Annotated in this window: 21 protein-coding genes; 9 read left to right on the top strand and 12 right to left on the bottom strand. The window is 73.2% G+C overall.

Annotated features, from left to right (window positions below; translation table 11 throughout):
* Window positions 1-19: 19 nt before the first annotated feature.
* The 4 genes from BCAV_RS13905 to BCAV_RS13890 all read right to left on the bottom strand — a co-directional run bounded on the left by BCAV_RS13905 (window position 20) and on the right by BCAV_RS13890 (window position 4,812).
* Window positions 20-2,038: a DEAD/DEAH box helicase gene (locus BCAV_RS13905; RefSeq protein ID WP_015883243.1), complete on the bottom strand. Its 2,019-nt coding sequence runs from the start codon at window positions 2,036-2,038 to the stop codon at window positions 20-22.
* A gap of 382 nt (window positions 2,039-2,420) precedes the next feature.
* Complete coding sequence (locus BCAV_RS13900) at window positions 2,421-3,026, bottom strand: hypothetical protein (RefSeq protein WP_015883242.1); 606 nt, start codon at window positions 3,024-3,026, stop codon at window positions 2,421-2,423.
* Window positions 3,027-3,085: 59 nt separating this feature from the next.
* On the bottom strand, window positions 3,086-3,418 hold the full coding sequence (locus BCAV_RS13895; protein ID WP_015883241.1) for a cupin domain-containing protein: 333 nt from the start codon (window positions 3,416-3,418) through the stop codon (window positions 3,086-3,088).
* 14 nt (window positions 3,419-3,432) lie between these two features.
* Window positions 3,433-4,812 (bottom strand): hypothetical protein, encoded by a 1,380-nt coding sequence (locus tag BCAV_RS13890; RefSeq protein ID WP_015883240.1) that lies wholly within the window; start codon window positions 4,810-4,812, stop codon window positions 3,433-3,435.
* Between the two features lie 137 nt (window positions 4,813-4,949).
* Between BCAV_RS13890 and BCAV_RS13885 the strand changes: the two genes are divergently transcribed.
* Window positions 4,950-5,834 (top strand): ATP-grasp domain-containing protein, encoded by an 885-nt coding sequence (locus BCAV_RS13885; RefSeq protein WP_015883239.1) that lies wholly within the window; start codon window positions 4,950-4,952, stop codon window positions 5,832-5,834.
* Between the two features lie 46 nt (window positions 5,835-5,880).
* Here BCAV_RS13885 and BCAV_RS13880 read toward each other — a convergent pair whose 3' ends face one another.
* Window positions 5,881-7,029 (bottom strand): acyl-CoA dehydrogenase family protein, encoded by a 1,149-nt coding sequence (locus BCAV_RS13880; RefSeq protein ID WP_015883238.1) that lies wholly within the window; start codon window positions 7,027-7,029, stop codon window positions 5,881-5,883.
* A 284-nt stretch (window positions 7,030-7,313) separates the two neighbouring features.
* Here BCAV_RS13880 and BCAV_RS13875 point away from each other — a divergent pair, with 284 nt between their 5' ends.
* The 4 genes from BCAV_RS13875 to nagB all read left to right on the top strand — a co-directional run bounded on the left by BCAV_RS13875 (window position 7,314) and on the right by nagB (window position 11,048).
* Entirely contained in the window at window positions 7,314-7,595 is a 282-nt protein-coding gene (locus BCAV_RS13875) for an HU family DNA-binding protein (RefSeq protein ID WP_015883237.1), read from the top strand.
* A gap of 101 nt (window positions 7,596-7,696) precedes the next feature.
* Complete coding sequence (locus tag BCAV_RS13870; RefSeq protein ID WP_050761739.1) at window positions 7,697-8,533, top strand: ABC transporter ATP-binding protein; 837 nt, start codon at window positions 7,697-7,699, stop codon at window positions 8,531-8,533.
* Window positions 8,509-10,137: a hypothetical protein gene (locus tag BCAV_RS13865; RefSeq protein ID WP_015883235.1), complete on the top strand. Its 1,629-nt coding sequence runs from the start codon at window positions 8,509-8,511 to the stop codon at window positions 10,135-10,137. The genes BCAV_RS13870 and BCAV_RS13865 overlap by 25 nt, the downstream gene beginning before the upstream one ends.
* A gap of 125 nt (window positions 10,138-10,262) precedes the next feature.
* Window positions 10,263-11,048 (top strand): glucosamine-6-phosphate deaminase, encoded by a 786-nt coding sequence (gene nagB / locus BCAV_RS13860; protein ID WP_015883234.1) that lies wholly within the window; start codon window positions 10,263-10,265, stop codon window positions 11,046-11,048.
* Between the two features lie 36 nt (window positions 11,049-11,084).
* Here the strand turns inward: nagB and BCAV_RS13855 are convergent, their stop codons facing one another.
* From BCAV_RS13855 to BCAV_RS13840, 4 genes are all read right to left on the bottom strand, one after another.
* Complete coding sequence (locus BCAV_RS13855) at window positions 11,085-13,394, bottom strand: hypothetical protein (protein WP_015883233.1); 2,310 nt, start codon at window positions 13,392-13,394, stop codon at window positions 11,085-11,087.
* 219 nt (window positions 13,395-13,613) lie between these two features.
* Window positions 13,614-13,901, bottom strand: coding sequence for a hypothetical protein (locus BCAV_RS13850; RefSeq protein ID WP_015883232.1), 288 nt, complete (start codon window positions 13,899-13,901; stop codon window positions 13,614-13,616).
* Between the two features lie 45 nt (window positions 13,902-13,946).
* Window positions 13,947-14,708 (bottom strand): glycerophosphodiester phosphodiesterase, encoded by a 762-nt coding sequence (locus BCAV_RS13845; RefSeq protein WP_015883231.1) that lies wholly within the window; start codon window positions 14,706-14,708, stop codon window positions 13,947-13,949.
* 116 nt (window positions 14,709-14,824) lie between these two features.
* A complete protein-coding gene (locus tag BCAV_RS13840) occupies window positions 14,825-16,315 on the bottom strand; it encodes a carboxylesterase/lipase family protein (protein WP_015883230.1) in 1,491 nt (496 codons plus the stop codon).
* A 61-nt stretch (window positions 16,316-16,376) separates the two neighbouring features.
* Here BCAV_RS13840 and BCAV_RS13835 point away from each other — a divergent pair, with 61 nt between their 5' ends.
* Together BCAV_RS13835 and BCAV_RS13830 are read left to right on the top strand one after the other, a co-directional pair.
* Window positions 16,377-16,721 (top strand): DUF3039 domain-containing protein, encoded by a 345-nt coding sequence (locus BCAV_RS13835; protein ID WP_015883229.1) that lies wholly within the window; start codon window positions 16,377-16,379, stop codon window positions 16,719-16,721.
* Entirely contained in the window at window positions 16,718-18,574 is a 1,857-nt protein-coding gene (locus tag BCAV_RS13830) for a DEAD/DEAH box helicase (protein WP_015883228.1), read from the top strand. The genes BCAV_RS13835 and BCAV_RS13830 overlap by 4 nt, the downstream gene beginning before the upstream one ends.
* A gap of 71 nt (window positions 18,575-18,645) precedes the next feature.
* On the opposite strand, the gene BCAV_RS13825 is transcribed toward BCAV_RS13830, so the two are convergent.
* The gene (locus BCAV_RS13825) at window positions 18,646-20,040 is read right to left on the bottom strand and encodes a nicotinate phosphoribosyltransferase (protein ID WP_083770045.1); all 1,395 of its coding nucleotides are present in this window, start codon (window positions 20,038-20,040) and stop codon (window positions 18,646-18,648) included.
* A 31-nt stretch (window positions 20,041-20,071) separates the two neighbouring features.
* Between BCAV_RS13825 and clpS the strand changes: the two genes are divergently transcribed.
* Window positions 20,072-20,413 (top strand): ATP-dependent Clp protease adapter ClpS, encoded by a 342-nt coding sequence (gene clpS, locus BCAV_RS13820; RefSeq protein ID WP_015883226.1) that lies wholly within the window; start codon window positions 20,072-20,074, stop codon window positions 20,411-20,413.
* A 1-nt stretch (window position 20,414) separates the two neighbouring features.
* Window positions 20,415-21,020: a DUF2017 domain-containing protein gene (locus BCAV_RS13815; protein ID WP_015883225.1), complete on the top strand. Its 606-nt coding sequence runs from the start codon at window positions 20,415-20,417 to the stop codon at window positions 21,018-21,020.
* 6 nt (window positions 21,021-21,026) lie between these two features.
* Here the strand turns inward: BCAV_RS13815 and BCAV_RS13810 are convergent, their stop codons facing one another.
* Window positions 21,027-21,437, bottom strand: a complete 411-nt coding sequence (locus BCAV_RS13810) for a type II toxin-antitoxin system VapC family toxin (protein ID WP_015883224.1) — start codon at window positions 21,435-21,437, stop codon at window positions 21,027-21,029.
* Window positions 21,434-21,655 carry an AbrB/MazE/SpoVT family DNA-binding domain-containing protein gene (locus tag BCAV_RS22990; protein ID WP_015883223.1) on the bottom strand — a complete coding sequence of 74 codons (222 nt, stop codon included), beginning with the start codon at window positions 21,653-21,655 and terminating at the stop codon, window positions 21,434-21,436. Before BCAV_RS22990 ends, BCAV_RS13810 begins: the two co-directional genes overlap by 4 nt.
* Between the last annotated feature and the right edge of the window lie 23 nt (window positions 21,656-21,678).

Here is a 21,678-nt window from a genome sequence, read left to right as displayed (position 1 = left end):
CGCCAGTCTAGAAAGGTGCTTAGACGTCGGTTGTGATCGTGCCGTCCCCGCGCTCAAGGAGCGCGCTCTCGAGCAGCGTCGCGAGGGCTTCGAGCTGCACGTCGACGGACGCCGCCTCGACCTCGCCGGCGCCGTCGAGCGCCCGCGCGGCGAGCCCGGCCTTGGCGTCGATGAGCTCGGCGATCCGCGCGTCGATCGTCTGCGCCGCGATGATCCGCCACGCGGTCACCGGCTGCGACTGCCCGATGCGGTGCACGCGGTCGATGGCCTGCGTCTGCTCGGCGTCCGTCCAGGAGAGCTCGGCGAGCACGAGGTCGGAGGCCACCTGGAGGTTGATGCCGACACCGGCCGCGGTCAGCGAGCAGACCACGACGGCGACCTCCGGGTCCTCCAGGAACGCGGTCACGTTCCGCTCCCGGACGGCGGTCGTCTGCTCGCCGCGGATCGAGGCGTAGCGCAGTCCCCGGCGCGCGAACAGCTCCTCCGCGGCGTCCATCACCTCGATGTGCTTCGCGAAGAACACGACCTTGCCGACGTTGTGCGCGAGCTGGGCCGCGTAGTCCGCCGCGAGGGTGGCCTTGGCCCGGCCGATGCGGCGCATCATCGAGAAGACGTTCTCGCCCGAGGCGGCGTCGGCCCCCTCGCGCTCCCACGTCGCGACCTGCCGCACGAGGCCCAGGTCGATGGCGTCGCTCGCGATGTCGCGGGTCGCCCGCACCCGGTCGTAGCGCTCCACCATCCGGCGGGCGAGATCGCGCTCGGCGTCCCGGATCGAGCGACCCTCGGCGTCGTCGAGCTCCACGGGCAGGTCCGCCACGCGGCGAGCCGGGATGTCCGCGGCCACGTCGGCCTTCCGGCGGCGCACGATCCCCATGTCGACGACGGCGCGGCGCGCGGCCGGGTAGAAGGCGCGATCGGTCGGGGTGAGCCCCGTCTCCTCGAGGGACGCGATGAGGTCCCCGAGCGGCCGCTTCTCGTCGATCCAGCCGAGGAACTGCCAGATCGGGAGGAAGTCGTCGATGTCGTTGATGAGCGGCGTCCCCGTGAGCGCCATGAGCAGGGGCCGCAGGGTGCGGGTGCGGATCCGGTCCGAGATCTCGAGCACGTTCCGCGAGCGCCGCGACGACCGGTTCTTGATGAAGTGGGCCTCGTCGACGACCATGCCCCGGAAGCCGTGGGTGGCGATCCACCCCACGTGGCGGTCGAGCACCTCGTAGTTGACGACGATGATGTCGGCGAACCCGTCGACGTCGTCACCGTCGCCGTGGATCACGCTCGCGGTGCGGTTCGGCGTCCACATCCCGACCTCGCGTGCCCAGTTGGTCTTCACCACGTTCGGCACGACGGCGAGCAGCGGGTACGCGTCGGCCGCCTCGGCCGCGAGCAGCGCCTGCGCCGTCTTCCCAAGCCCGGGCTCGTCGGCGAGCAGGAACGTGCGGTGCCCGTCGCGCGCGGCGGCCACGACCTGAGCCTGGTGTCGCATGAGCGAGCGCCCGGGCGACCGGGGGAGGTCGGACTCGTGGACCTCGGGCAGATCCATGCACGAGACCGCCCCGGCCTCCGCCAGCTCGAAGGACCGCAGCAGCGGTTCGAGCAGCTCCCAGCCGTCCAGCCGCCGGGTCCGCGGACGCACCCGCACGGCGTCGAAGTCGGGGGCCAGGAACGGGTTGGAGCGCTGCCGGGAGAGCACCGACACGGGGATGGCGGGACCCGCCGGCTCGGCGTCGTCCACGACGTCGTCGGCCGGGGGCTCCTCCTCGGGCACGTCGATCCCGGCCGAGCCGAGGAGCTCACGGCGCAGCTCGCGCTCCGACTCCCCGAGCGGGGTCTCGTCCGCGAGCAGGTCGAACAGGGCCGGGTCGCGGGCCGCGGTCGTCGCGAGGATCGTGGCGATCCCCTCGAGCCGCTTCTGCTCCTCGGCGCGCCGGGACTCGGACAGGCCGTCCTGGCCGGCGAGGCGGGCGCGCTCCTCCCGGGTGAGGAGCGCGACGACGTGGAACTTGGTGCGCACCGACGACGTCGCCGGCCCGCGCTTCACGGCGGCCTCCACCTCACGCGAGGCCTTGGCGAGGACGGGGATCAGCCCCTCGGAGTCGCGATGGCCGCGCCCGCGTGCGGTCGACGACGGCGCCCCGCGCCGTCGCCGCGGTGCGGAACCACTCGCGGTGGTCCGGCGCCGCCCTCCTTGTGCCACGTGTTCTCCTCGACGTGTGAGCTCGGCCGCGGCTCTCTGCCCCGACCCGTCGCCGGGTCCTGCGGACGCCGCTGAGCGGCGTTCAGCGCGGGACCTCGCCGGCGCATGCCCTCGCCGTCCGCCTCGCGCGGGACGAGAAGACGTCACCGGATCGCCGAGGCGCGCACGACGTGGGCGCCCCCCGATCGTATCGCTCGCGGCCGTGCGGCGTCGCCTCGGCCCGCCGTCAGCCGGCCGGCGGCACCGACAGCGTCATCACGCAGTTGCCCTGGCCCTTGGGGCGGTCGTACGTGAAGCCGAGCCGCTCGTACATGGTGCGGGTCGCGTTGTAGAGGAACGACGCCGAGGTCTTCTTCCCCGGGGGGAGGTCGTGCGGGTAGGACTCGACGAGCCCGCCGCCCTCGCTCGCGATGAGCGCCAGTGCGCCCTGGACAGCGACGGCGGCGACGCCGGCGCGCCGGTACCGGCGGTCCACGAAGAGGCACGTGAGCCGGAAGTCGGGCATGCGGACCGTGGTCGCCTCCCACTGCTTGCGGTGCTGGATGTTCGGCAGCTCGGCGACCGGACCGTACTCGCACCAGGCGATCGCGACGTCGCCGTCGAACACGAGCGCCGCGTGCGCCCGGCCCTCCTCGACGAGCCGCTGCTTGAACGCGCGGTTTCCGAGCTCCCGGCGTTCCGGCGGGTCGGGATAGCAGTGGAAGTAGGTGCACCAGCATCCGCCCCACACGCCGTTGTGGCGCTCGGCGAGGTCGGCGAACGCGTCCCACGTGTCCGGGCTGAGGGCATCGATGCGGTACTCGCCTCCGGCCGCCTCGCTCGCTGCGCTCATGACGCCACGCTAGGCCGGGTTGCGGACGATCGACGCCCGGAATCGTCGGCCGCCGGTGCTCATGCGGGCTTGGGGATGCTCGTGACGGTGGTTAGCAGGAACACCGCGTCGGTGAGCGCGAGGACGGCGTGCCGTTCGTGGGTGAGGAGCCACAGGTCGCCGCCGGCGAGGTCGACGTCGCCGTCGGGCGCCGTGACCCTGACCTCTCCGACGAGCACCTGCAGGCTCGCCGCCGGTGGCGCGTTGTGCTCGCCAAGCTCGGTGCCGGCCTTGAGCGCGACGATCGACTGACGGAGCGGACCGTCGTGCACGAGGACCTCGGCGCTGCGACCGTTCGCCGCCGCGAGGGCAGCGGCGAGATGAGCATCGGTCTGCTCGGGCAGGGCAGGCACGGGACCTCCTGTGGTCACGACGGCGATGAAGCCTGGGTCGACGACGTCAGCGTCTCATCGTCCTGGGAGGAAAGCCCGGTCGAGGGCAAGCCAGGACTGACGCCGTCGGGTCCTGCCGTGGCTGGCTCGATCTCTGGCCGTAGCCGGGGCGGGGCGGCCGACCAGGCCTTGAGGTGTTGGACAACATCGGCATAGAAGACATCCACCGCCTCGATGACGGAGTCGATGAACGCTCCGCGGCCGCGGCCGCGCTTCGTTCCCATCGGTGTGACCGTCGCCACTTGAAAAGCTCGGATCTCCTTGGCTGGATCGGCGACGAGCTGCGAAGGGTCATCTCTGATCGCCTTCAGGAGCCCCACGGCTCCGGCACCTCTCGAATGCGCGGCTCTTGCCTCGATGCGAACGCTCTCTGGTGCGTTCTTCAGCTGCCTCACGAGCCAGTTGACGCGAGTGGTCGGTCGTCCTTGCCGCGGCGCGTCGACATCGATGTGGCAGACGATCGTGCCAGCTCGAACGTCGGCCGCCACGACGATGTCTCCAACAGTCGACGGAATGCGGATCGATCCGGTCAGCACCCCGGCGGACGTCAGGTCCTCGACCAATGCCTGTGCGCGCAAGGACGGATCGGCGAGCTCACGCCGACTGACCACGGGGCTCACCTCCGTGCCGAGCTGTCGGCCGAGGTTCAGGCTCACGAAGCGCAGGAGGGCATCGAACCTTGCAGCGACTTCGCTGGCACCCTTGTCGGTCGGTCGGAGGGTCCCGGTCTTGACGCCGTTGCGCACCGGCACCCAAGCCTCGCCCATGTCCTCGAACTCCATTGCTCCGGAACGTGGATGCTCGAGATAGCGGATGAGTTCACCGAGGATCCACGCCTGATCTGGGTCTGCGACACCGCGGAATTCCTTCTGCATCACGGCTTCCGCGAGCACCTGCGTCCATGAGAGGTGGTGAAGGTCAACCCTTCGAAGCTTCCGCTTGTCCACCCTCGTCGGGTGTTGTCCCGCAATCGGAGGGATCTCGTTGGAGATCGTCAGCACCGCGTTATAGCCCTGTTCACGAGCGATGTCGAGATAGTTCTCGAGCTGGTCCGCGTGCAAGAGATTGTTCCCCGTCTTGACCTCCACGAGCGTCGTCCACACGGATTGTCCGCGCGTGATGCGAATCAGACCGTCGGGAAAGATCCTCCGTTCACCGACCTCGAACGGGACTTCGATGAACGTCTGGATGGCGCCGGCCGGAGCTCCGTACGGCTTCGTCAGGGCGCGCCCGAACTCACGCACGATCGACATCACAGCGAGGAGGGCCGAGGTCGCGCGCCGCTCTTGTTCGTCAGCACCGTTGATCCCGGAGGTGGGGATCAGTCGCGCCTCGTGCCAGCTCTGTTCAGGCATCTTGTCTCCCATGACTCGGCCTTTGGGCAGCGTAGGGGCCGCTTAGGGAGCGCGCCAGAATTCGCCCTGAGTCTCTGCTTCGGCTGCGCAGGCGTTGGAGGCGGTCACGGAATCGAGGACCGTCTAGGGTCGCGCCCATGACCGGCCTTCTCGTCCCCGCAGACCCGTTGGCGCCGCGCGCGCCCGACGGGCACTTCGCGCCCGAGGCGAGCGCCGCCCGCGAGGCGGGAGCCGCCGTCGTCCTCCTCGACCACGACGCGCTGCTGGCCGGTGAGGCCGACGCCGCAGTCGCCCGCGTCCCGTCGGGCGCCGGCCCGCTCTGGTACCGCGGGTGGATGATCCCGGCGGACCGCTACGCAGAGCTCGAGGACGCGCTGCGCGCACGCGGCGTCGGCCTGGGCACGACGGCGCCGGACTACGCCCGCGCCCACGAGCTCCCGGGCTGGTACCCGACCTTCGCCGGCCTGACCCCGCGGAGCGTGTGGCGCGCGTCGTCCGCCGGGGAGGTGCCCGACGCCGACACGCTCGCCGCGCTCGTCGCTCCCCTCGGCGGCGGGGCCGGCATCGTCAAGGACTACGTCAAGTCCCGCAAGCACGAGTGGGCCGAGGCGTGCTTCGTGCCGGACCTCGCCGACGCCACCCACCTCCACCGGGTCGTCGCCCGGTTCGTCCAGCTGCAGGACTCGTTCCTCGCCGGGGGCATCGTCGTGCGCGCCTTCGAGCGCTTCGCCGCGCCGGACGGCGGTCGGGCCGCGGAGGCGCGGGTGTGGTGGGTCGACGGCGCCCCGGTGGTCGTCGGGCCGCATCCCGACACTCCGGACGACGTGCCCGCTCCCGACCTGGCCGCCGTCGCCCCGGCCGTCGCCGCCCTCGGCTGCCGCTTCGTCACCACCGACCTGGCCCTGCGGGACGACGGCGTCTGGCGGGTCGTCGAGGTCGGTGACGGCCAGGTGAGCGATCGGCCGACGACCCTGGCGCCGTCGTCTCTCCTGGAGCCGCTGCTGCGCGCGCCGGCGAGCTGAGGGCCCGACGACCTCCGGACTCAGCGCCGACCGGCTCGGCTGACCGTCACGACTCCGGGACGGGGCCGAGGACGGCGTTCGCCACGGTCCCGTGTGCCGACTCGTCGTCGCTCGGGTGGAACATCCCGGCCAGCACGTCGCGGTAGAGCCGGCTCAGCTCGCTGCCGTTGAAGTACGAGCCGCCGCCCGCCACGCGGATCGCCTCGTCGACGACGACCCGCGCCGCCTCCGTCACGCGCACCTTCAGCCCGGCGAGGAGGCGGAACCACTGGTCGCCGTGGTCCACCAGGTCGTCGACGTCGCGGGCCAGCGCCTCGATCTGGGGCGCCAGCGCGTCCTGGACGATGGCGGCCGCCGCGACCCGACGCCGGATGTCCGGGTCGGCGGAGTACGGCCGCCCGTCGTTCTTCATGGACGTGCGCCGGTGCGCGGCCTCGGCCGCGAGCTCGAGCGCTCGCGCGCCGATGCCGGCGTACACCGAGGCGAGCAGGATCTCGAACGCCGCGAAGATGCCGAAGATCAGCGGGTCCGCCTGCGGGCCGGGGTCGAGGCGGCGCACCACCCGGTCGGCGCTCGCGTGGGCGCCCTCGAGCCGCGTCGTGCTCGACTGCGTCGCACGCATGCCGAGCGTGTCCCAGTCGTCCGCCGCCGTGGTGCCGCCGTCCTCCCGACGCAGGAACGCGTGCACGAGCTTGGGGGCGTCGGCGGAGTCGTCGTCCCGGCCGAGCACCCCGAGCCTCGTCCACGCGGGGGAGAGCGACGTGAAGATCTTCGTGCCCGTGAAGCGGTACCCGCCTGCGCCGTCGGGCACCGCCTGCGTGCGGGAACCGAACAGCACGAGGTCGTTGCCCGCCTCGGAGTTGCCGAAAGCGAACACCTCGCCGGCGGCCGCCTCGGCGAGCAGCCAGTCGAGGGCGTGGTCGCCGCGGGTGCGCATGATGCGCGCCGTCACCGTCCAGACGTGGTGCATGTTGACGGCGAGCGCCGTCGCCGGTGCCGCGGCGGCCAGACGCGTCTGCTCGCGGGTGAGCTCCAGGAGCGAGAGGCCGAGGCCGCCGAGGTCCGCCGGGACAGCCGCCCGCAGGTAGCCGACGGCGGCCAGCTCCTCGAGGTCCTCGGTGCAGAACGCGTTGGCGGCGTCGTAGCCGGCGGCGCGGTCGTGGATCCGGGTGAGCAGGTCGTCCGGGAGCAGCATGGGCTGAGGCTACGCGTGCGGCAGACGCTCGGCGTCCGGGGCTGGGCGGCGCGCACCTCGCGCCGGACCACGCAGTCCGGGACTCGGCGTGGGGCAGGTGTGACGCATGTGACAACTGGGGACGGAGCGAGAGGCGAGACGCCGGGCAAGCGCTTGCCCCGATTCGCTATCGGCGGAAACTCGCCGAGAGGCCGCGTCAACAGGCGGATTCCGCCGCGTGGGTCGTAGTCTCGGGCCCGAGGCGCGCCGCTCGGCGTGCATCTGGAACGACGAGAGGGATATCCGTGTCCGTCAACCGCACCGAGCTCGTTGCCGCGATCGCCGACAAGGCGTCGCTCACCAAGGTCCAGGCCGACGCCGCGCTGTCCGCGCTGCAGGACGTCCTCGTCACGTCGCTCAGCAAGGGTGAGACCGTCAAGGTGACGGGTCTCCTCAGCGTCGAGCGGGTCGAGCGCGCCGCGCGCACCGGCCGCAACCCCCGCACGGGCGAGGAGATCCAGATCCCGGCCGGGTACGGGGTCAAGATCAGCGCCGGGAGCGTGCTCAAGTCCGCCGTCGGCAAGTGAACCTCACGCGGCGGAGGGTGTCCCGGCACGGGGCCCCTCCGCCGCTGCTTGACCCCGTCTGACTGACCCGCCTGACCGACGCCGTCTGACCGAGGACCCACGTGACAACTCCTCACGAGCCGCCGGCGCCGCCCGCAGCGCCGCCACCGCCCGCGCCCGGGACCGAACAGCCGGGGCCGGTCCCGGCGATGCGGCTCTGGGGCCTGTACAAGCGCTTCGGAACGAAGGTCGCCGTCGAGCAGTTCGCGCTCGACATCCCGGCGGGCTCGTTCTACGGCGTCGTCGGCCCGAACGGCGCCGGGAAGACGACCACGCTGTCGATGGCCACCGGCCTGCTGCGGCCGGACACCGGCTCGGCCTACGTCCACGGAGTGGACGTCTGGGCCGAGCCGGCGCGTGCCAAGCGCGAGCTCGGCGTGCTGCCGGACGGGATGCGGCTCTTCGACCGGCTCAGCGGAGCGGAGCTCGTGACGTACTCCGGGCTCCTGCGCGGCATGGCACGGGACGTCGTGGACACCCGCACGGCCGAGCTCCTCGCCGTGCTCGGCCTGACGGAGGACGCCGGCAAGCTCGTGGCCGACTACTCCGCCGGCATGACCAAGAAGATCGGCCTGGCGACGGCGCTCGTGCACGCCCCGAGCGTGCTCGTGCTCGACGAGCCGTTCGAGTCCGTGGACCCGGTGTCGGCGGCACACATCCGGTCGCTGCTCCAGGACTTCGTGGCCGGCGGCGGCACGGTGATCCTCTCGAGCCACGTCATGGATCTCGTCCAGCGGCTGTGCTCGCACGTCGCCGTGATGAACACCGGACGCGTCGTCGCGGCCGGCACGCTCGCCGAGGTCAGCGCCGGCGAGGATCTCGAACGACGCTTCGCCCAGCTCGTCGGCGCCACCGACGTCCACGAGACGGTGTCATGGTTGCGACCCTCGCGCGGCTGAAGCTCGCGCTCCTGCGCAACTCGCTCAAACGGGACGTCTGGCGGATCGTCGCGATGGCGTTCGGGGCCCTGTACGGCCTCGGACTGCTCCTGCTGCTCGCCGTGGGGCTGTTCGCGCTCGGCTCGGTGGAGCCCCCGTGGCGCGAGACGATCGTCGTGCTCGGCGGGTCGGCGATCGTGCTGGGCTGGGCGATCGTGCCCCTGCTGGCGTTCGGCGTGGACGACACGCTCGACCCGCAACGCTTCTCCCTCTTCACCACGCCGAGCCGGGCGTTCGCCGTCGGCCTCCTCGTCGCTGGCGCCGTCTCCGTGCCGGGCGCGATCACCGTGCTCGTCGCGTTCGGACCGGCGCTCGCGTGGCGGGACGCACCGCTCGCCGCGCTCGCGGCGCTCGTCTGCGCTCCGCTCGGCGCCCTCGCTTGTCTGCTGGGTGCGCGGCTGACGACGTCGTCCCTCGCCGGTGCGTTGCGCGGCCGGCGCGGTCGGGACATGGTCGGGATCGTCTCGGTCCTGCTCATCCTCGCGGTGAGCCTGCTGCCGGCCACGCTGCAGTCCTGGGGCCTCCCGGCGGCGGGGGACTGGCTGCCCGCGCTGGCGAACGTGCTCGCGTGGACACCGCTCGGCGCGCCCTGGGCCGTGCCCGCGGACGTGGCGGCGGGTGCCTGGGGCCTCGCGGGCCTCCGCACGCTCGTCCTGCTCGCGTGGCTCGGTGCGGGCCTCGCGCTCTGGCGCCGGCTGCTCGGCCACGTCATGACGACCGTCGGTTCCGACCAGCGCGCGACACGCTCCCGGACCGGGCGGCTCCCACTCGCCGAGGCACTGACCCGGCGCGGCGTGCCGTCGCGCGCCGCCGCCGTCGCCGGCCGGAGCGTGCGGTACTGGCGGTCGGACCCCCGCTACCTCACGTCCGCCGCGAGCCTCCTCGTCATGCCAGTCGTCGCCGTCGTCGTCGCGTTCGCGATCTCGAGCTCCGACGAGTCCGGGATCGACGCCGCGGACGCCCTCGGGTGGGTGGCGCTCGCCGCGGCCCCGATCATCGCGTGGTTCGGCGGGTGGACGATGCACAACGACGTCGCCTACGACTCGACGGCGTTCTGGCTGCACGTGAGCAGCGGCCTCGACGGGCGCTCCGACCGGCTCGGCCGGACCCTGGGTGCGTCGGTGTGGATGGTGCCTCTGGTGGTCCTCGTCGCGATCGCCGGCCCCGCCTCGACGGGACGTGGCGAGATGGTGCCGGCCGTGCTCGGGGCGTCGCTCGGTCTGCTCGGCTGCGGGCTCGGGGTGGCGGCCGTGTGCAGCGCGGTGCTGGTGTACCCCGTGCCGCCGCCCGGGGCGAACCCCATGTCCTCGCAGAGCGGAGACGTCGGCGCGACGATCGCCGGTCAGCTCCTCTCGTCCGTCGGCACGATCGTCGCCGCCGTGCCGACGCTCCTCGCGCTCCTCCCGGCTCTGCTCGTCTCCCCGACGTGGGGTTGGCTGACGCTCGTCGTCGGCCTGGCGAGCGCGTGCGGAGCGATCGTGGTCGGCGTCCGGTGGGGCGGGAGCCTGCTCGACCGGCGGGAGGTCACGATCCTCACGTCGATGTCGTCCTGGCGGAAGCGCTGAGCGCACGCGTTCCGGTCAGCGAACCGCGGCGTCGACCGGGGCGCGACCATGGCAGGCTCGGGGGAGCGGAGCCGGACTGGTGCTCACGGATCGAGCGGCCCAGGAGGGCCGGAAGGAGTCGCCTCGTGGAGGTCGTCATCGTCCCGGACGCCGCGGACGCCGCAGCGCTCGTCGCCGACACGATCGGCGCGCTGCTCGAGCGCGAGCCCGAGCCGGTGCTCGGCCTCGCCACCGGGTCGAGCCCGCTCGCCGTCTACGACGAGCTCGCCGCGCGCTACGAGCGGGGCGAGGTGTCCTTCGCGAACGCCCGGGCGTTCATGCTCGACGAGTACGTCGGACTGCCGGCCGACCATCCCGAGCGCTACCGGACGGTCATCGAGCGCGAGTTCGCCGGCCGGGTCGACTTCGCCCCGGGCGCCGTGCAGGGGCCCGACGGGACGGCGGAGGACGTCGCCGCCGCCTGTGCGGCGTACGAACAGGCGATCACGGCCTCCGGCGGTGTCGACCTGCAGATCCTCGGGATCGGCACCGACGGCCACATCGCGTTCAACGAGCCGGGCAGCTCGCTCGCCTCGCGGACCCGCATCAAGACGCTCACCGAGCAGACGCGGCGGGACAACGCCCGGTTCTTCGGCGGCGACGTCGACGCCGTCCCGACGCACTGCCTCACGCAGGGCCTCGCGACGATCATGGCGGCCAAGCACATCGTGCTGCTCGCGTCCGGCCGGGGGAAGGCCGAGGCGATCCACCACCTCGTCGAGGGCGCCGTCAGCGCCATGTGGCCGGCGACGATCCTCCAGCACCACCCGCACGTCAGCGTGCTCGTCGACCCGGCCGCGGCGTCGCGCCTGCAGCTGGCCGACTACTACCGCCAGACCTACGCCGCGAAGCCCGACTGGCAGGGCCTGTAGCGAGCCGCTCCGCCCGGGGCGGAGCGGCTCGCCCGCTCAGGACTTCTTGCGCTTCGCGCTCGTGGACCGTGTCGAGCGGCGACGCGTCGGCGCGGCCTGCCCTGCCTGGTCCCGAACCTCCTCGAGCACGACGGCGTTGACGCCGCGGCCGGCGAGGTCGTCGGCCAGCGCGGTGAGCTCCTTCGCCGCCGCGGCGCCGTCTCCGCGGGCGTCGTGCATCTCGCGACGCAGGTTGACGAGCCGGTGCTCCGCGAGGTTCGCGGCCGGGTCCTTCGAGCCGGACAGCGTCTCGAGCGCCGGCGCGGTGATCGCGAGAGCCGCCCCGGGGTCGGCGCTGTGCCCCTTGACCATGCGGTCCGAGTCCGCGTCGATCTCGCGGCGGAAGAAGTCCCGCCCGATGCTGCGCGCGACGGTCTCGGCCGCGGCCACCCCGGCGCCGGATCCGGCGAACCGCTCGGCGGCCTCCGTGAGGATCCCGACGGCGTCGCCCAGGTGCTGCGACATCGAGCCGCCGAGAGCGATCGTGAGGCCGACCTCGGGGCGCAGGAACGACGCGGCGAACCGGTCGTCCTGCACGGAGGCGGGCTGTCCGACGCGGATGCGGACGGTGTTCGACACGACCAGGTGACCCGCGGCCGCGTACACCGCGCGCACCTGGTACTCGCCGGGCTCGGCGAACATGAAGCCGCCGGTGCCGTACACCAGGGGGACCGACCTGCTCAGGCGGTCCGTGCCGTCGCCGTCCGCGCGGTCCGCGGGGGCGAGCACGACGTCGTCGGACAGCCCGATCTGGCACATGATCGGCGCGTACTGCACCGTCCGTCCCGCCGGGGTGCGCACGTAGACGGTGGTCGTGCCGTGCACCGGGTCGAGGCGGCCGTCCACCAGGACGGGCTCGTTCGTGAGGTTGCGCAGTCGCAGCTCGACGGCCACCGGTTCGAGGAAGTCCACGAAGTCCTTCGTCCGCAGCACCAGCTCGACGGCGCCGGGAGCGTCCTGGTCCGCCGACGCACCGGACGGATCCTCCAGGTGCCCGCCGGACGCCCACGGGTCGGCGCCCATGATGACGGAGGCGCGGTTGCCGTGCCGGATGTGGATGAGCTCCTCGTCGTCGAACCGGAAGCGGAACCGGGACCAGAACGTGTCGGCCCCGTTGATCTCGTCGTACTTCCAGTCGTAGTTCATCCACGACAGCGAGCTCGGGCGCGACTTGTTCCACGAGTGCAGCAGGTTGAAGGCGTGCCCGGCCTCGTGCACCCACGTGTACAGGAAGTGCCGCATCGCCCACGCCTCGTCCTGGTTGCCCGGCGGGCCGTCGACGAGGTCGGTGAACCAGCTGTGGTTGCGGAAGACGGCGAAGCCCTGCCGATCGGGGGCGTCACCCGCGCCGCCGTACGCCGCGGCGGCGTCGAACATGATGCCGCCGACGCTGGAGGCGTCGAACGTGCCCGCCTGGAGCCCCCACATCCGCCACGCCGGCCAGGTCGACGGGTAGCGGCTGAAGGCCGTCTCCATCGCGTCGTGCAGCTCGCCCGGACTCCACGACGTGAACGAGGCGGCACTGTCGTCCACGACCGACGAGTTCGGCGAGTACTGCACCGCCACACCCGCCTCGCGGTACGTCTCCTCGATGGTCAGGGTCCGTTGCGGGGTGTCCGCCGGACGGTTGTTGTGCGCGTGGGTGTCGTACGTCGGGACCAGCGGGGCGATCTCGACGGACGCGGCGTAGTCGAGCTCGAGCTCCAGCTCGCGGAAGGAGTCCGAGACGTACTCGCACTGGTAGACGCGCACGCTCGCGCCCTCGGTGAGGGTGACCGTGGCGGACTCGATGGGCCCGTGTGACCAGCGCACCACGATCTCGGCGGTGGTCGCTGCGTGCCCGCCGCTCCAGTAGCGGACGGCGCCGGTGATGACGGCGCTGCACCTGTTCCACGTCACGCGCGGGGCGTCGATGATCCAGGACTCGAGGTACACGCTCGCGAACGAGCCGAACGGAGGCCGTCCCGAGAAACGGCGCCGGAAGTGGTCGGCGCTGACGCGGTGCATGACCGGCGAGTTCGCGTTGTGCCGCACGTCCACGTCGATCCGCAGGTCGATGCGCTCGCCCAGGAGCACGTGCCCTGACGACCCCGAGTAGCGGCCGCTGATGCCGCCCCACCGCCAGCACAGCCAGTACGGCGGGAAGTCCCGCGGCGGCCACACGCGCTCCGGCGGCCGGCCGGGGAACGGCTCCGGGAAGGGACCGGGGAAGGGGCCGGGCTCGGGGAACGGGCCGGGAAGAGGACCGGGGAGCGGTCCGTCCGGACCAGGCGTGTACGCGGGGTTCGTGGCGTCGTTGCAGCACATCGTGGGGCTCCAGAGCGGAGAGCAGAGCGAAGGGACCAGCGGCGGGCCCGTGGCCCGGATGGCGGCGCCTGCCCGCGTCCTCGCGGGTGGTGACGTCGCGACGGAGAGCGACGAGGACGACGCTAGGAGGACGCCGCCGCGGCGTCATCGGGGTTTTCCCTGGGAATGTGCGGAGCGGTCCCTCCGGCCCGGGCTCCCCGGCCGGGAGACCCGGCGGCGTCACATGAGGCCGACGTCACCGGGGAGGTCGACGACGAGGCCCTCCGGGCTGAGCGACACGGTGACGGTCGCCCCAGGCGCCACGTCCAGCGTCACCGACAGGGACCGTTCCGGGACCTCGACCAGCAACGTCGTCGGCTCCTCGCACGGCAGGTCGACCTCGGCCGCCAACCCGGTCAGCAGCGCCGTCGTCACCCCGGTGAGTCCGTGCGCCGGCAACGCGTCGAGGGTGAGGTCGACGGCGTCGTCGTCGAACCCCTCAAGCAGCAGGACCCGCACGCCGTCCATGTGGGCGAGCGTACGCGCGGGGCGGCAGCGGCGCCCGGCGCGGGCCTACGCGGCGGGCAGGCTCGCGATCGCCGTCGGCCGCGCACCGGCCGCGGGAGCGCGGAGGCTCTCGACGGCGGCGCGGCACCAGGCGGGATCGTCGGCGGTGAGGGTGTCGCAGCCGAGGTCGACGGCGCGCCGCACCTCGTCGAACGTGTGCAGCGTCCAGACGCCCACCTCGAGGCCGCGGGCCTGGGCCTGCGCCACGTCTTCGGCGCGCGCCCCCGCCAGGCACAGGTGGTAGACGGACGCTCCGAGCTCGGTCAGCAGGCTCGGCGACTCGCGGGTCGGGTGGACCTCGATGAGGCCCCGGCGCACCTCGGGCGCGGCGGAGGCAGCCAGGCGCAGCGCGTCCGGGAGGAAGCTCGTGATCACGACCCGGTCCGCCAGGCCACGCTCGCGGACGAGGCGGGCGGCGGGCGCCGCGGCGGCGACGTCCTTGACCTCGACGAAGACGTCGGTGGGGATGAGGTCGAGGGCCTCGGCCAGCTCCGGCACGCGCTGGTCGCCGGCGAGCTCGACCTCGGCGACCTCGCGCCAGGTGAGCTCGCCGATGCGTCCGGCGTGCCGACCGGCCACCGACGTCCGCCCGAGCGTCGCGTCGTGGTGGACGGCGAGCCGCCCGTCCCGGGTGGCGTGGACGTCGAGCTCGACGGCGTCGGCGCCGTCGAGGACGGCCCGCGCGAACGAGGCGAGCGTGTTCTCCGGCGCACGGGTCGCGGCACCACGGTGGCCGACGATGCGTGGCGTGCTGGTGGTCGTGGTCATCGTGGCTCCTCCGGTTCGGTCCCACGGCTCTCCGACCGACGCTAGGGAACGGCCCGGAGGTGCCGGAAGGACCGGACGACGACGAGGTGGTGAACGCTCGCGGAACGCCACGCGACTCAGCGGCCGGCGAGCCGCCGCTCGATCGCGTACGCGTTGCGCGCCGTCACCGGTGGCACGGTGAACACCCGAGCGGCGTGGTCGGGCGCGGCGAACGCCGGCCAGTCCGGGTCGTCGCCCGCGACGAAGGCCGCCCAGGTGCCGTGCATCGCGTCGGCGAGCTCCTGCGGCGGGTGCGGCCCGGTGTTCACCTCCGTGACCCGCTCGGCGTCGAGGCAGTTCCACACGAACGGCGCGTCGAGACAGTGCGGGCTCGTGCCGTGCGCGAGCGGGGACGGCCAGCGGAAGTCGTACGCCCACGACGTCGCACCGGCCGCCTGGCGGGCCATGAGCACCTCGGCGAGCGGGGCGCGGAACAGGAGGTCGGTGAGCAGCTGGCCGACGACGCCGGGTGTGTCGGTCCCGTTGCGGGCCCTCAGGTAGTCGCGGGTGACGTCGTGCGGCATCCCGGCGCGCCGCAGCACGAGGGTCGCCGGCACGAAGCGCAGCGCGGCGGGGGCGTGGGAGGTGACCACGCCGTTGAACTCGTGCGCGGTGGTCCCCGCCAGCAGGGGCACGTCCGTGCCGGTGCCGCGAGCCATCGACGCGGACGCGGGCGCCGTCACGAGGTCGCCGTCGATGACGGGCCCGAACGTCAGCGGTGACGCGGTGCGGTTCACGAGGCCACCGAACACGGCCGCCGGGTCGGCCAGGTCGTTCGCGGTGAGGGCGTGCTGCGCCTCGAGCACCGTGGCCTCGGGCACGGACCGGAAGCCGTCCCGCGTGGCGGTGACGCCGAGCTCGGTCGCGAGCTGCGCCGTCGTCGCCTCGGCCGCGTCCGACGGCAGGTCCGCGAGCGCCCCGGACTGCGCGATGGCCCGTCGGAACAGGCCCTGGGCGCGTGGCATCGCGAGGAGCGTGAGCACGGCGCCGCCGCCGGCGCTCTGCCCGGCGATCGTGACGGCGTCGGGGTCGCCGCCGAACGCGGCGATGTTCTCCTGCACCCAGGCCAGGGCCAGGAGCCAGTCGAGCACGGCGCGGTTCGGCGGCGCGTCCGGCAGGAGGCCGAACCCGTCGAACCCGAGCCGGTAGGAGATCGTGACGGTGACGATGCCGCGCGCGGCGAACGTGCGGCCGTCGTACCAGGGTGAGGCCGGCGACCCTGACGTGTAGCCGCCGCCGTGGATCCACACGAGCACCGGCAGGCGCGCCTGACGGTCGCCGGGCGCAGGCGTGAAGACGTTGACGGCGAGCGTGTCCTCGCCCGGGATCGACGGCTCCGGGATGGAGGTGACCCCGCCGCCCGTCCGCCTGCGCTGCGGCGTCGGCCCGTACTCCCGGCACGGGCGGACCCCGTCCCACGCCCCGCGGGGGACCGGGGCGGCGAGGCGGCGCTCACCGACGGGTGGCTCGGCGAACGGGATCCCGAGGAACGCCGCGTGCGACGGCGCACGACGCACGCCGGCGACGTCGCCCGCGGCCGTGGTGACGACGAGGTCGTCGGTCGTCATCGGGTGCCCCTCTCCCGGTCGGTCAGCCCGAGTCTGTCACCCCGTCGTAGACTCACCTGCCATGAGCCAACCCCTCCCGCCGACCGGCCCGGACGAGGAGCTCGAGCGTCTCTCGGGCGGAACCTCGACGTCAGTGCTCGAACGGGCGGAGGAGCGGCAGGAGGCCGAGCCGGGCGACCACGAGCGGTTCGCCCACTACGTGCGCAAGGACAAGATCCTCGCCTCGGCGATGTCCGGCGACCCGGTGATCGCGTTGTGCGGGAAGGTCTGGACGCCGGGACGCGACCCGAACAAGTTCCCGGTCTGCCCCGCGTGCAAGGAGATCTACGAGAGCCTGCGCGGCGGTGGTGGCGGCAAGCCCGGGGGCGGCGACAACCCGGGTGGCTCCGGCGGCTCCGACGCGTGAGCTCGGCGGCTCCTGAGCCGCAGCCCGACCTCTTCAGCGATCTGAGCGCTCTCGACGACGACGTCGAGGGCGGGCAGTCGCGTGCGGTCGGGCGCGGCACGAGCACCTCCGCCTCGACGACGGCAGCCGAGCACCTGTCGCCGGCGTTCCCGGCGCGGGCGGCGTGGGGCACGGCGCCCGCGTTGCGAGCGTGGCAGCAGGCCGCCGTCGACGACTACCTCGCCAGGTCGCCCCGCGACTACCTCGCGGTGGCGACGCCGGGAGCCGGCAAGACGACGTTCGCGCTGCGCGTCGCCACGGAGCTCCTCGAGGCGGGCCTGGTGCGCCGGGTGACTGTCGTCGCGCCCACGGAGCACCTCAAGGTGCAGTGGGCGGAGGCGGCGGCGCGGGTCGGCGTCCGGATCGATCCGAGCTTCCGCAACGCCCAGGGCCGGCACGGTGCGCAGTTCGACGGCGTCGCGCTCACGTACGCGCAGGTGGCTGCGAACCCGGCGCTGCACCGGGCGCGCACGCAGGCAGGGCCGACGCTCGTCATCCTCGACGAGGTGCACCACGCCGGCGACGCGCTGAGCTGGGGCGACGCCGTCGTCGAGGCGTTCGAGCCCGCCCGCCGACGCCTGTCGCTCACCGGGACGCCGTTCCGCTCGGACACGGCCGCCATCCCGTTCATCACGTACAGCGCCGACGGCGAGGGGATCCGGCGGTCCCGCGCCGACCACGCCTACTCCTACGGTGACGCGTTGGCGGACGGCGTCGTGCGGCCCGTGCTGTTCATGGCGTACTCGGGCCAGATGCGGTGGCGGTCGCGGGCCGGCGACGAGGTCAGCGCCCGGCTCGGCGAGCCGCTCACGAAGGACATGATCGCGCAGGCGTGGCGGACGGCGCTCAACCCGAAGGGCGAGTGGATCCCCGCCGTCCTCGCCGCCGCGGACACCCGCCTCACCGAGGTGCGGCGCGGGATGCCGGACGCCGGCGGGCTCGTGATCGCGACCGACCAGGAGACCGCCCGGGCGTACGCGGGCAGGCTGCGGGAGATCACGGGGGAGTCGGCGGTCGTCGTGCTGTCCGACGACGACGACGCCTCGGCGCGCATCGAGGAGTTCACCGCGGGGACGCAGCGCTGGATGGTGGCGGTGCGGATGGTCTCGGAGGGCGTCGACGTGCCGCGGCTGGCCGTGGGGGTGTACGCGACGGCGACGGCGACGCCGCTGTTCTTCGCCCAGGCCGTCGGCCGGTTCGTGCGAGCGCGGCGACGCGGCGAGACGGCGTCCATCTTCCTCCCGAGCGTGCCGACGCTCCTCGGGCTCGCCGGCGAGCTGGAGATCGAGCGTGACCACGCGCTGGACCGCCCGGCGTCGGCCACCGAGGACGGGCTGGACGATGCCGAGCTCGCCGCCGCGAACCGCGCGGAGAAGGCGAGCTCCGACCTCACGCAGCCGGGGTTCGAGGCGCTCGAGGCCCAGGCGTCGTTCGATCGCGTGCTGTTCGACGGCGGCGAGTTCGGCACGGGTGGCGAGATCGGCTCCGACGAGGAGGCCGACTTCCTCGGCCTGCCGGGGCTGCTCGATGCCGATCAGGTGCGCGATCTCCTGCGCTCCCGGCAGGCGGAGCACGTGGCCTCGCGGCGTGCCCGGGGAGCCGAGCCGGCGAGCGATCACCGCCGGCTCGCAGCGCTCCGCAAGGAGCTCTCCTCGCTGGTCAGCGCGTGGTCGCGCCGCAGCGGCGTGCCGCACGGCGTCGTCCACACGCGGCTGCGCGAGAGGTCCGGCGGGCCGGAGGTGCCGCTGGCAAGCGCGGATCAGCTTCAGGCCAGGATCGACGCCGTGCGCGGGTGGTTCGTCGGGCGCACGTAGGCGCCGCGAACGTGTGGCTGGTCACTCGAGTCGCGCCGTTGGGGTGACGAACAACGCCTTCGCCGGCCCATCTAGACCACGACGACCTCGGTGGGCAGCGCGGGCTCGCCGGCCGACAGCCGCTTCGCCGCCCGTGGCAGCTCGGCCAGGGAGGCGCTGTGGCGCTCGCGGGCCCGCTGGACGCCCTCGGATCCGGTCCATGCCTCGCCGACCTCGCCGTCGCGCACGAGCGGCACGTGGAGCGGCCGCAGCACGTCGCCCGACGCCGCGACCGGATCCACCACCGGCACATCGGCGTCCGGGCTCGTGAGGACGACCTCCTCCGTCGCGATCCCGCCCTCGAGGCGCCGGCCGGCGACCTTGCGCCCGCCCACGCTCGACTTCGCTCCGGCCGACACCTTCGCGACGGCGGCCAGCTCGCCGTCGGCCCCCTCACGGAGCACCAGCTTGTAGACCATGCCGCACGTGGGCGCGCCGGAACCGGTCACGACCGACGTCCCGACGCCGTACGAGTCGACGGGGGCGACGGCGAGCGCGGCGATGGCGTGCTCGTCGAGGTCGGAGCTGACCACGATCCGCGTCCCGGTCGCGCCGAGCGCGTCGAGCTGCTCGCGGACCTCCCGCGCGAGCGTCGGCAGGTCTCCGGAGTCCAGGCGGACGGCGCCGAGCCCGGTCCCGGCGGCCGCGACGGCGAGCTCGACCCCGCGGGTCACGTCGTACGTGTCGACGAGCAGCGTCGTGCCGGGGCCGGCGGAGGCCACCTGCGACGCGAACGCCGACTCCTCGTCGTCGTGCAGGAGCGTGAACGCGTGCGCGGCGGTGCCGATCGTGTCGAGCCCGTAGCGCCGGCCCGCCTCCAGGTTCGACGTCCCGGCGAACCCGGCGACCACGGCCGCCCGCGCGGCAGCGACGGCCGCGTCCTCGTGCGCGCGCCGCGACCCCATCTCCAGGCAGGGTCGCCCGTTCGCGGCCCACGTCATGCGCGACGCCGCCGACGCGACCGCGGAGTCGTAGTTGAGGATCGACAGGGCGAGCGTCTCCAGCACGACGGCCTCGGCGAACGTCCCGTCCACCACGAGCACCGGCGAGCCCGGGAAGAACAGCTCGCCCTCGGCGTACCCGGAGATCGACCCCGTGAAGCGGTAGTCCGCGAGGAACGTGAGCGTCGCGTCGTCCACGACCCCCGCGGAGCGGAGCCAGTCCAGCTCGGCGTCGGCGAACCGGAAGTCGGCGATCGCCTCCAGGAGCCGGCCCGTGCCGGCGACGACGCCGTACCGCCGTCCGGCGGGCAGGCGACGCGTGAACACCTCGAACACGCACCTGCGCTGCGCGGTGCCGTCGGCCAGCGCGGCCTGCAGCATCGTCAGCTCGTAGCGGTCGGTGAGCAGCGCGGTGCTCATCGGTCTGAGATCCTCCTGCGCTCGTTCCTCGCTCCGGAGCTCTCGCTCGGCGCTGGGCCGGCTCATGCGCGCAACCGTAGCGTCTACCCTGGGGCGCATGCGTTCCGAGGAGATGACCGGCGCGCGCGCCGTCGTCGCCTCGACCTCACCCGTGTCCCCGACACCGACGCAGGAGCGCGCGGGCGAGACCGCCGTCCGTCACGACCGCCCGTGGCACACCATCGTGTGGAACGACCCGGTCAACCTCATGAGCTACGTGACGTACGTGTTCCAGACCTACTTCGGGTACAGCCGCGCGAAGGCGGAGAAGCTCATGCGCCAGGTGCACACCGAGGGCAAGAGCATCGTGTCCCACGGCTCGCGCGAACGCATGGAGGTGGACGTGCAGGCGATGCACTCCTACGGGCTGTGGGCCACCCTCGGCCAGGACGAGGACTGACGTGCACGGATTCCGGCGCGGGCGTGGCGGGTTCGTCGCGCGGATCGGCACCTCGGAGCGGCAGATCGTGGCGCGCGTGGTGGCGGACACGGCGCAGCTGCTCGGTCACCCGGTGACCGACGACGCCGGCGAGACGTCGGTCGTGGAAGGTGACGTGCCGCCGTGGCCGGTGCTCGAGACGGACGACGTCGTCCCGCCCACCGATCCCGCTCTCGCGCGCCTGCTGCCGAGCGCGAGCCTGGACGACGACGCCGTGGCGCTCGAGTTCCGGCGCCTCACCGAGAACGAGGTGCGGGCGCAGAAGGCCGAGCGGCTCGCACTCGTCTGGCGGTCGCTGCAGACCGACGCCTCCCGCGTCGTCGTGGCGCCCGGTGACGCGCCGGCCTGGGCGGCGGCCCTCACGGACGTGCGGCTCGTGCTCGCCGAGCGCCTCGGGATCGAGGACGACGAGGACGCCGAGGACGTGTACGTCGGCGCGCAGGACGGGGCGTTCGACGGCGACGAGGTGGCCCGTGCCATGGCGACCCTGTACGCGGCGCTGAGCTGGCTCCAGGAGACGCTGCTCCAGGCGATGCTCGGCGAGCTCGGGGACGACGGGACCGACTGACGCGGCTCAGGCCGAGGTCGGGTCGAGGATCTCGAGGGCCGAGAAGCGGTCGCGGTAGAAGCCTCGGTCCCGCGTGAGGAGTCGGTCCGCGTGACGTGCCGCGTGGGCGGCGACGAGAAAATCGGCGATCACACGCTCGCGTCGTCCGCCGTCATTGCGATAGCTGCGCCACGTCCGAGCCGCTGTCATCGCCGTCGACTCGTCACCCGGCACGAGAGCGATCTCGAGTGCGGCGAGTGCCTCCTGCGCGGCTTCGGGCTCGGGAAACCACGCTGCGGTCTCCGCCCAGACGACCTCGCACACGATGAGTCGACCGGCGCGCATGGACTCGCGCAGCGCGTGCTGTGAGGCGCGCCCGAACGTGGGATCGGCGCCCAGGACATCGAGGAGCACATTCGTGTCGACGGCAGTGATCATCGGGGTCCGCGGAGCTCGTCGATCGCCGCGTCGGTGCCCTGGGGGACCTCGATGACGCCGTAGACGGCGTCGACCGGGTCACGCTCGACCCGGCGACGGGCGACGAGCTGGCCGTCCTTCTCCTCGACCTCGAGGACGGAGCCGGCCCGAAGGCCGAGGCGCTCCCGCAGAGCCTTCGGGATCGTGATCTGCCCCTTCTCTGACACGGTCGTCTTCATACCGTCATGGTAGGAATTCCTAC

The sequence above is a fragment of the Beutenbergia cavernae DSM 12333 genome (assembly GCF_000023105.1).
GTDB classification, from domain to species: Bacteria; Actinomycetota; Actinomycetes; order Actinomycetales; family Beutenbergiaceae; genus Beutenbergia; species Beutenbergia cavernae.
The sequence above is the reverse complement of the archived record's forward strand: the minus strand, read 5'-3'. Positions and strand labels throughout refer to the sequence as shown.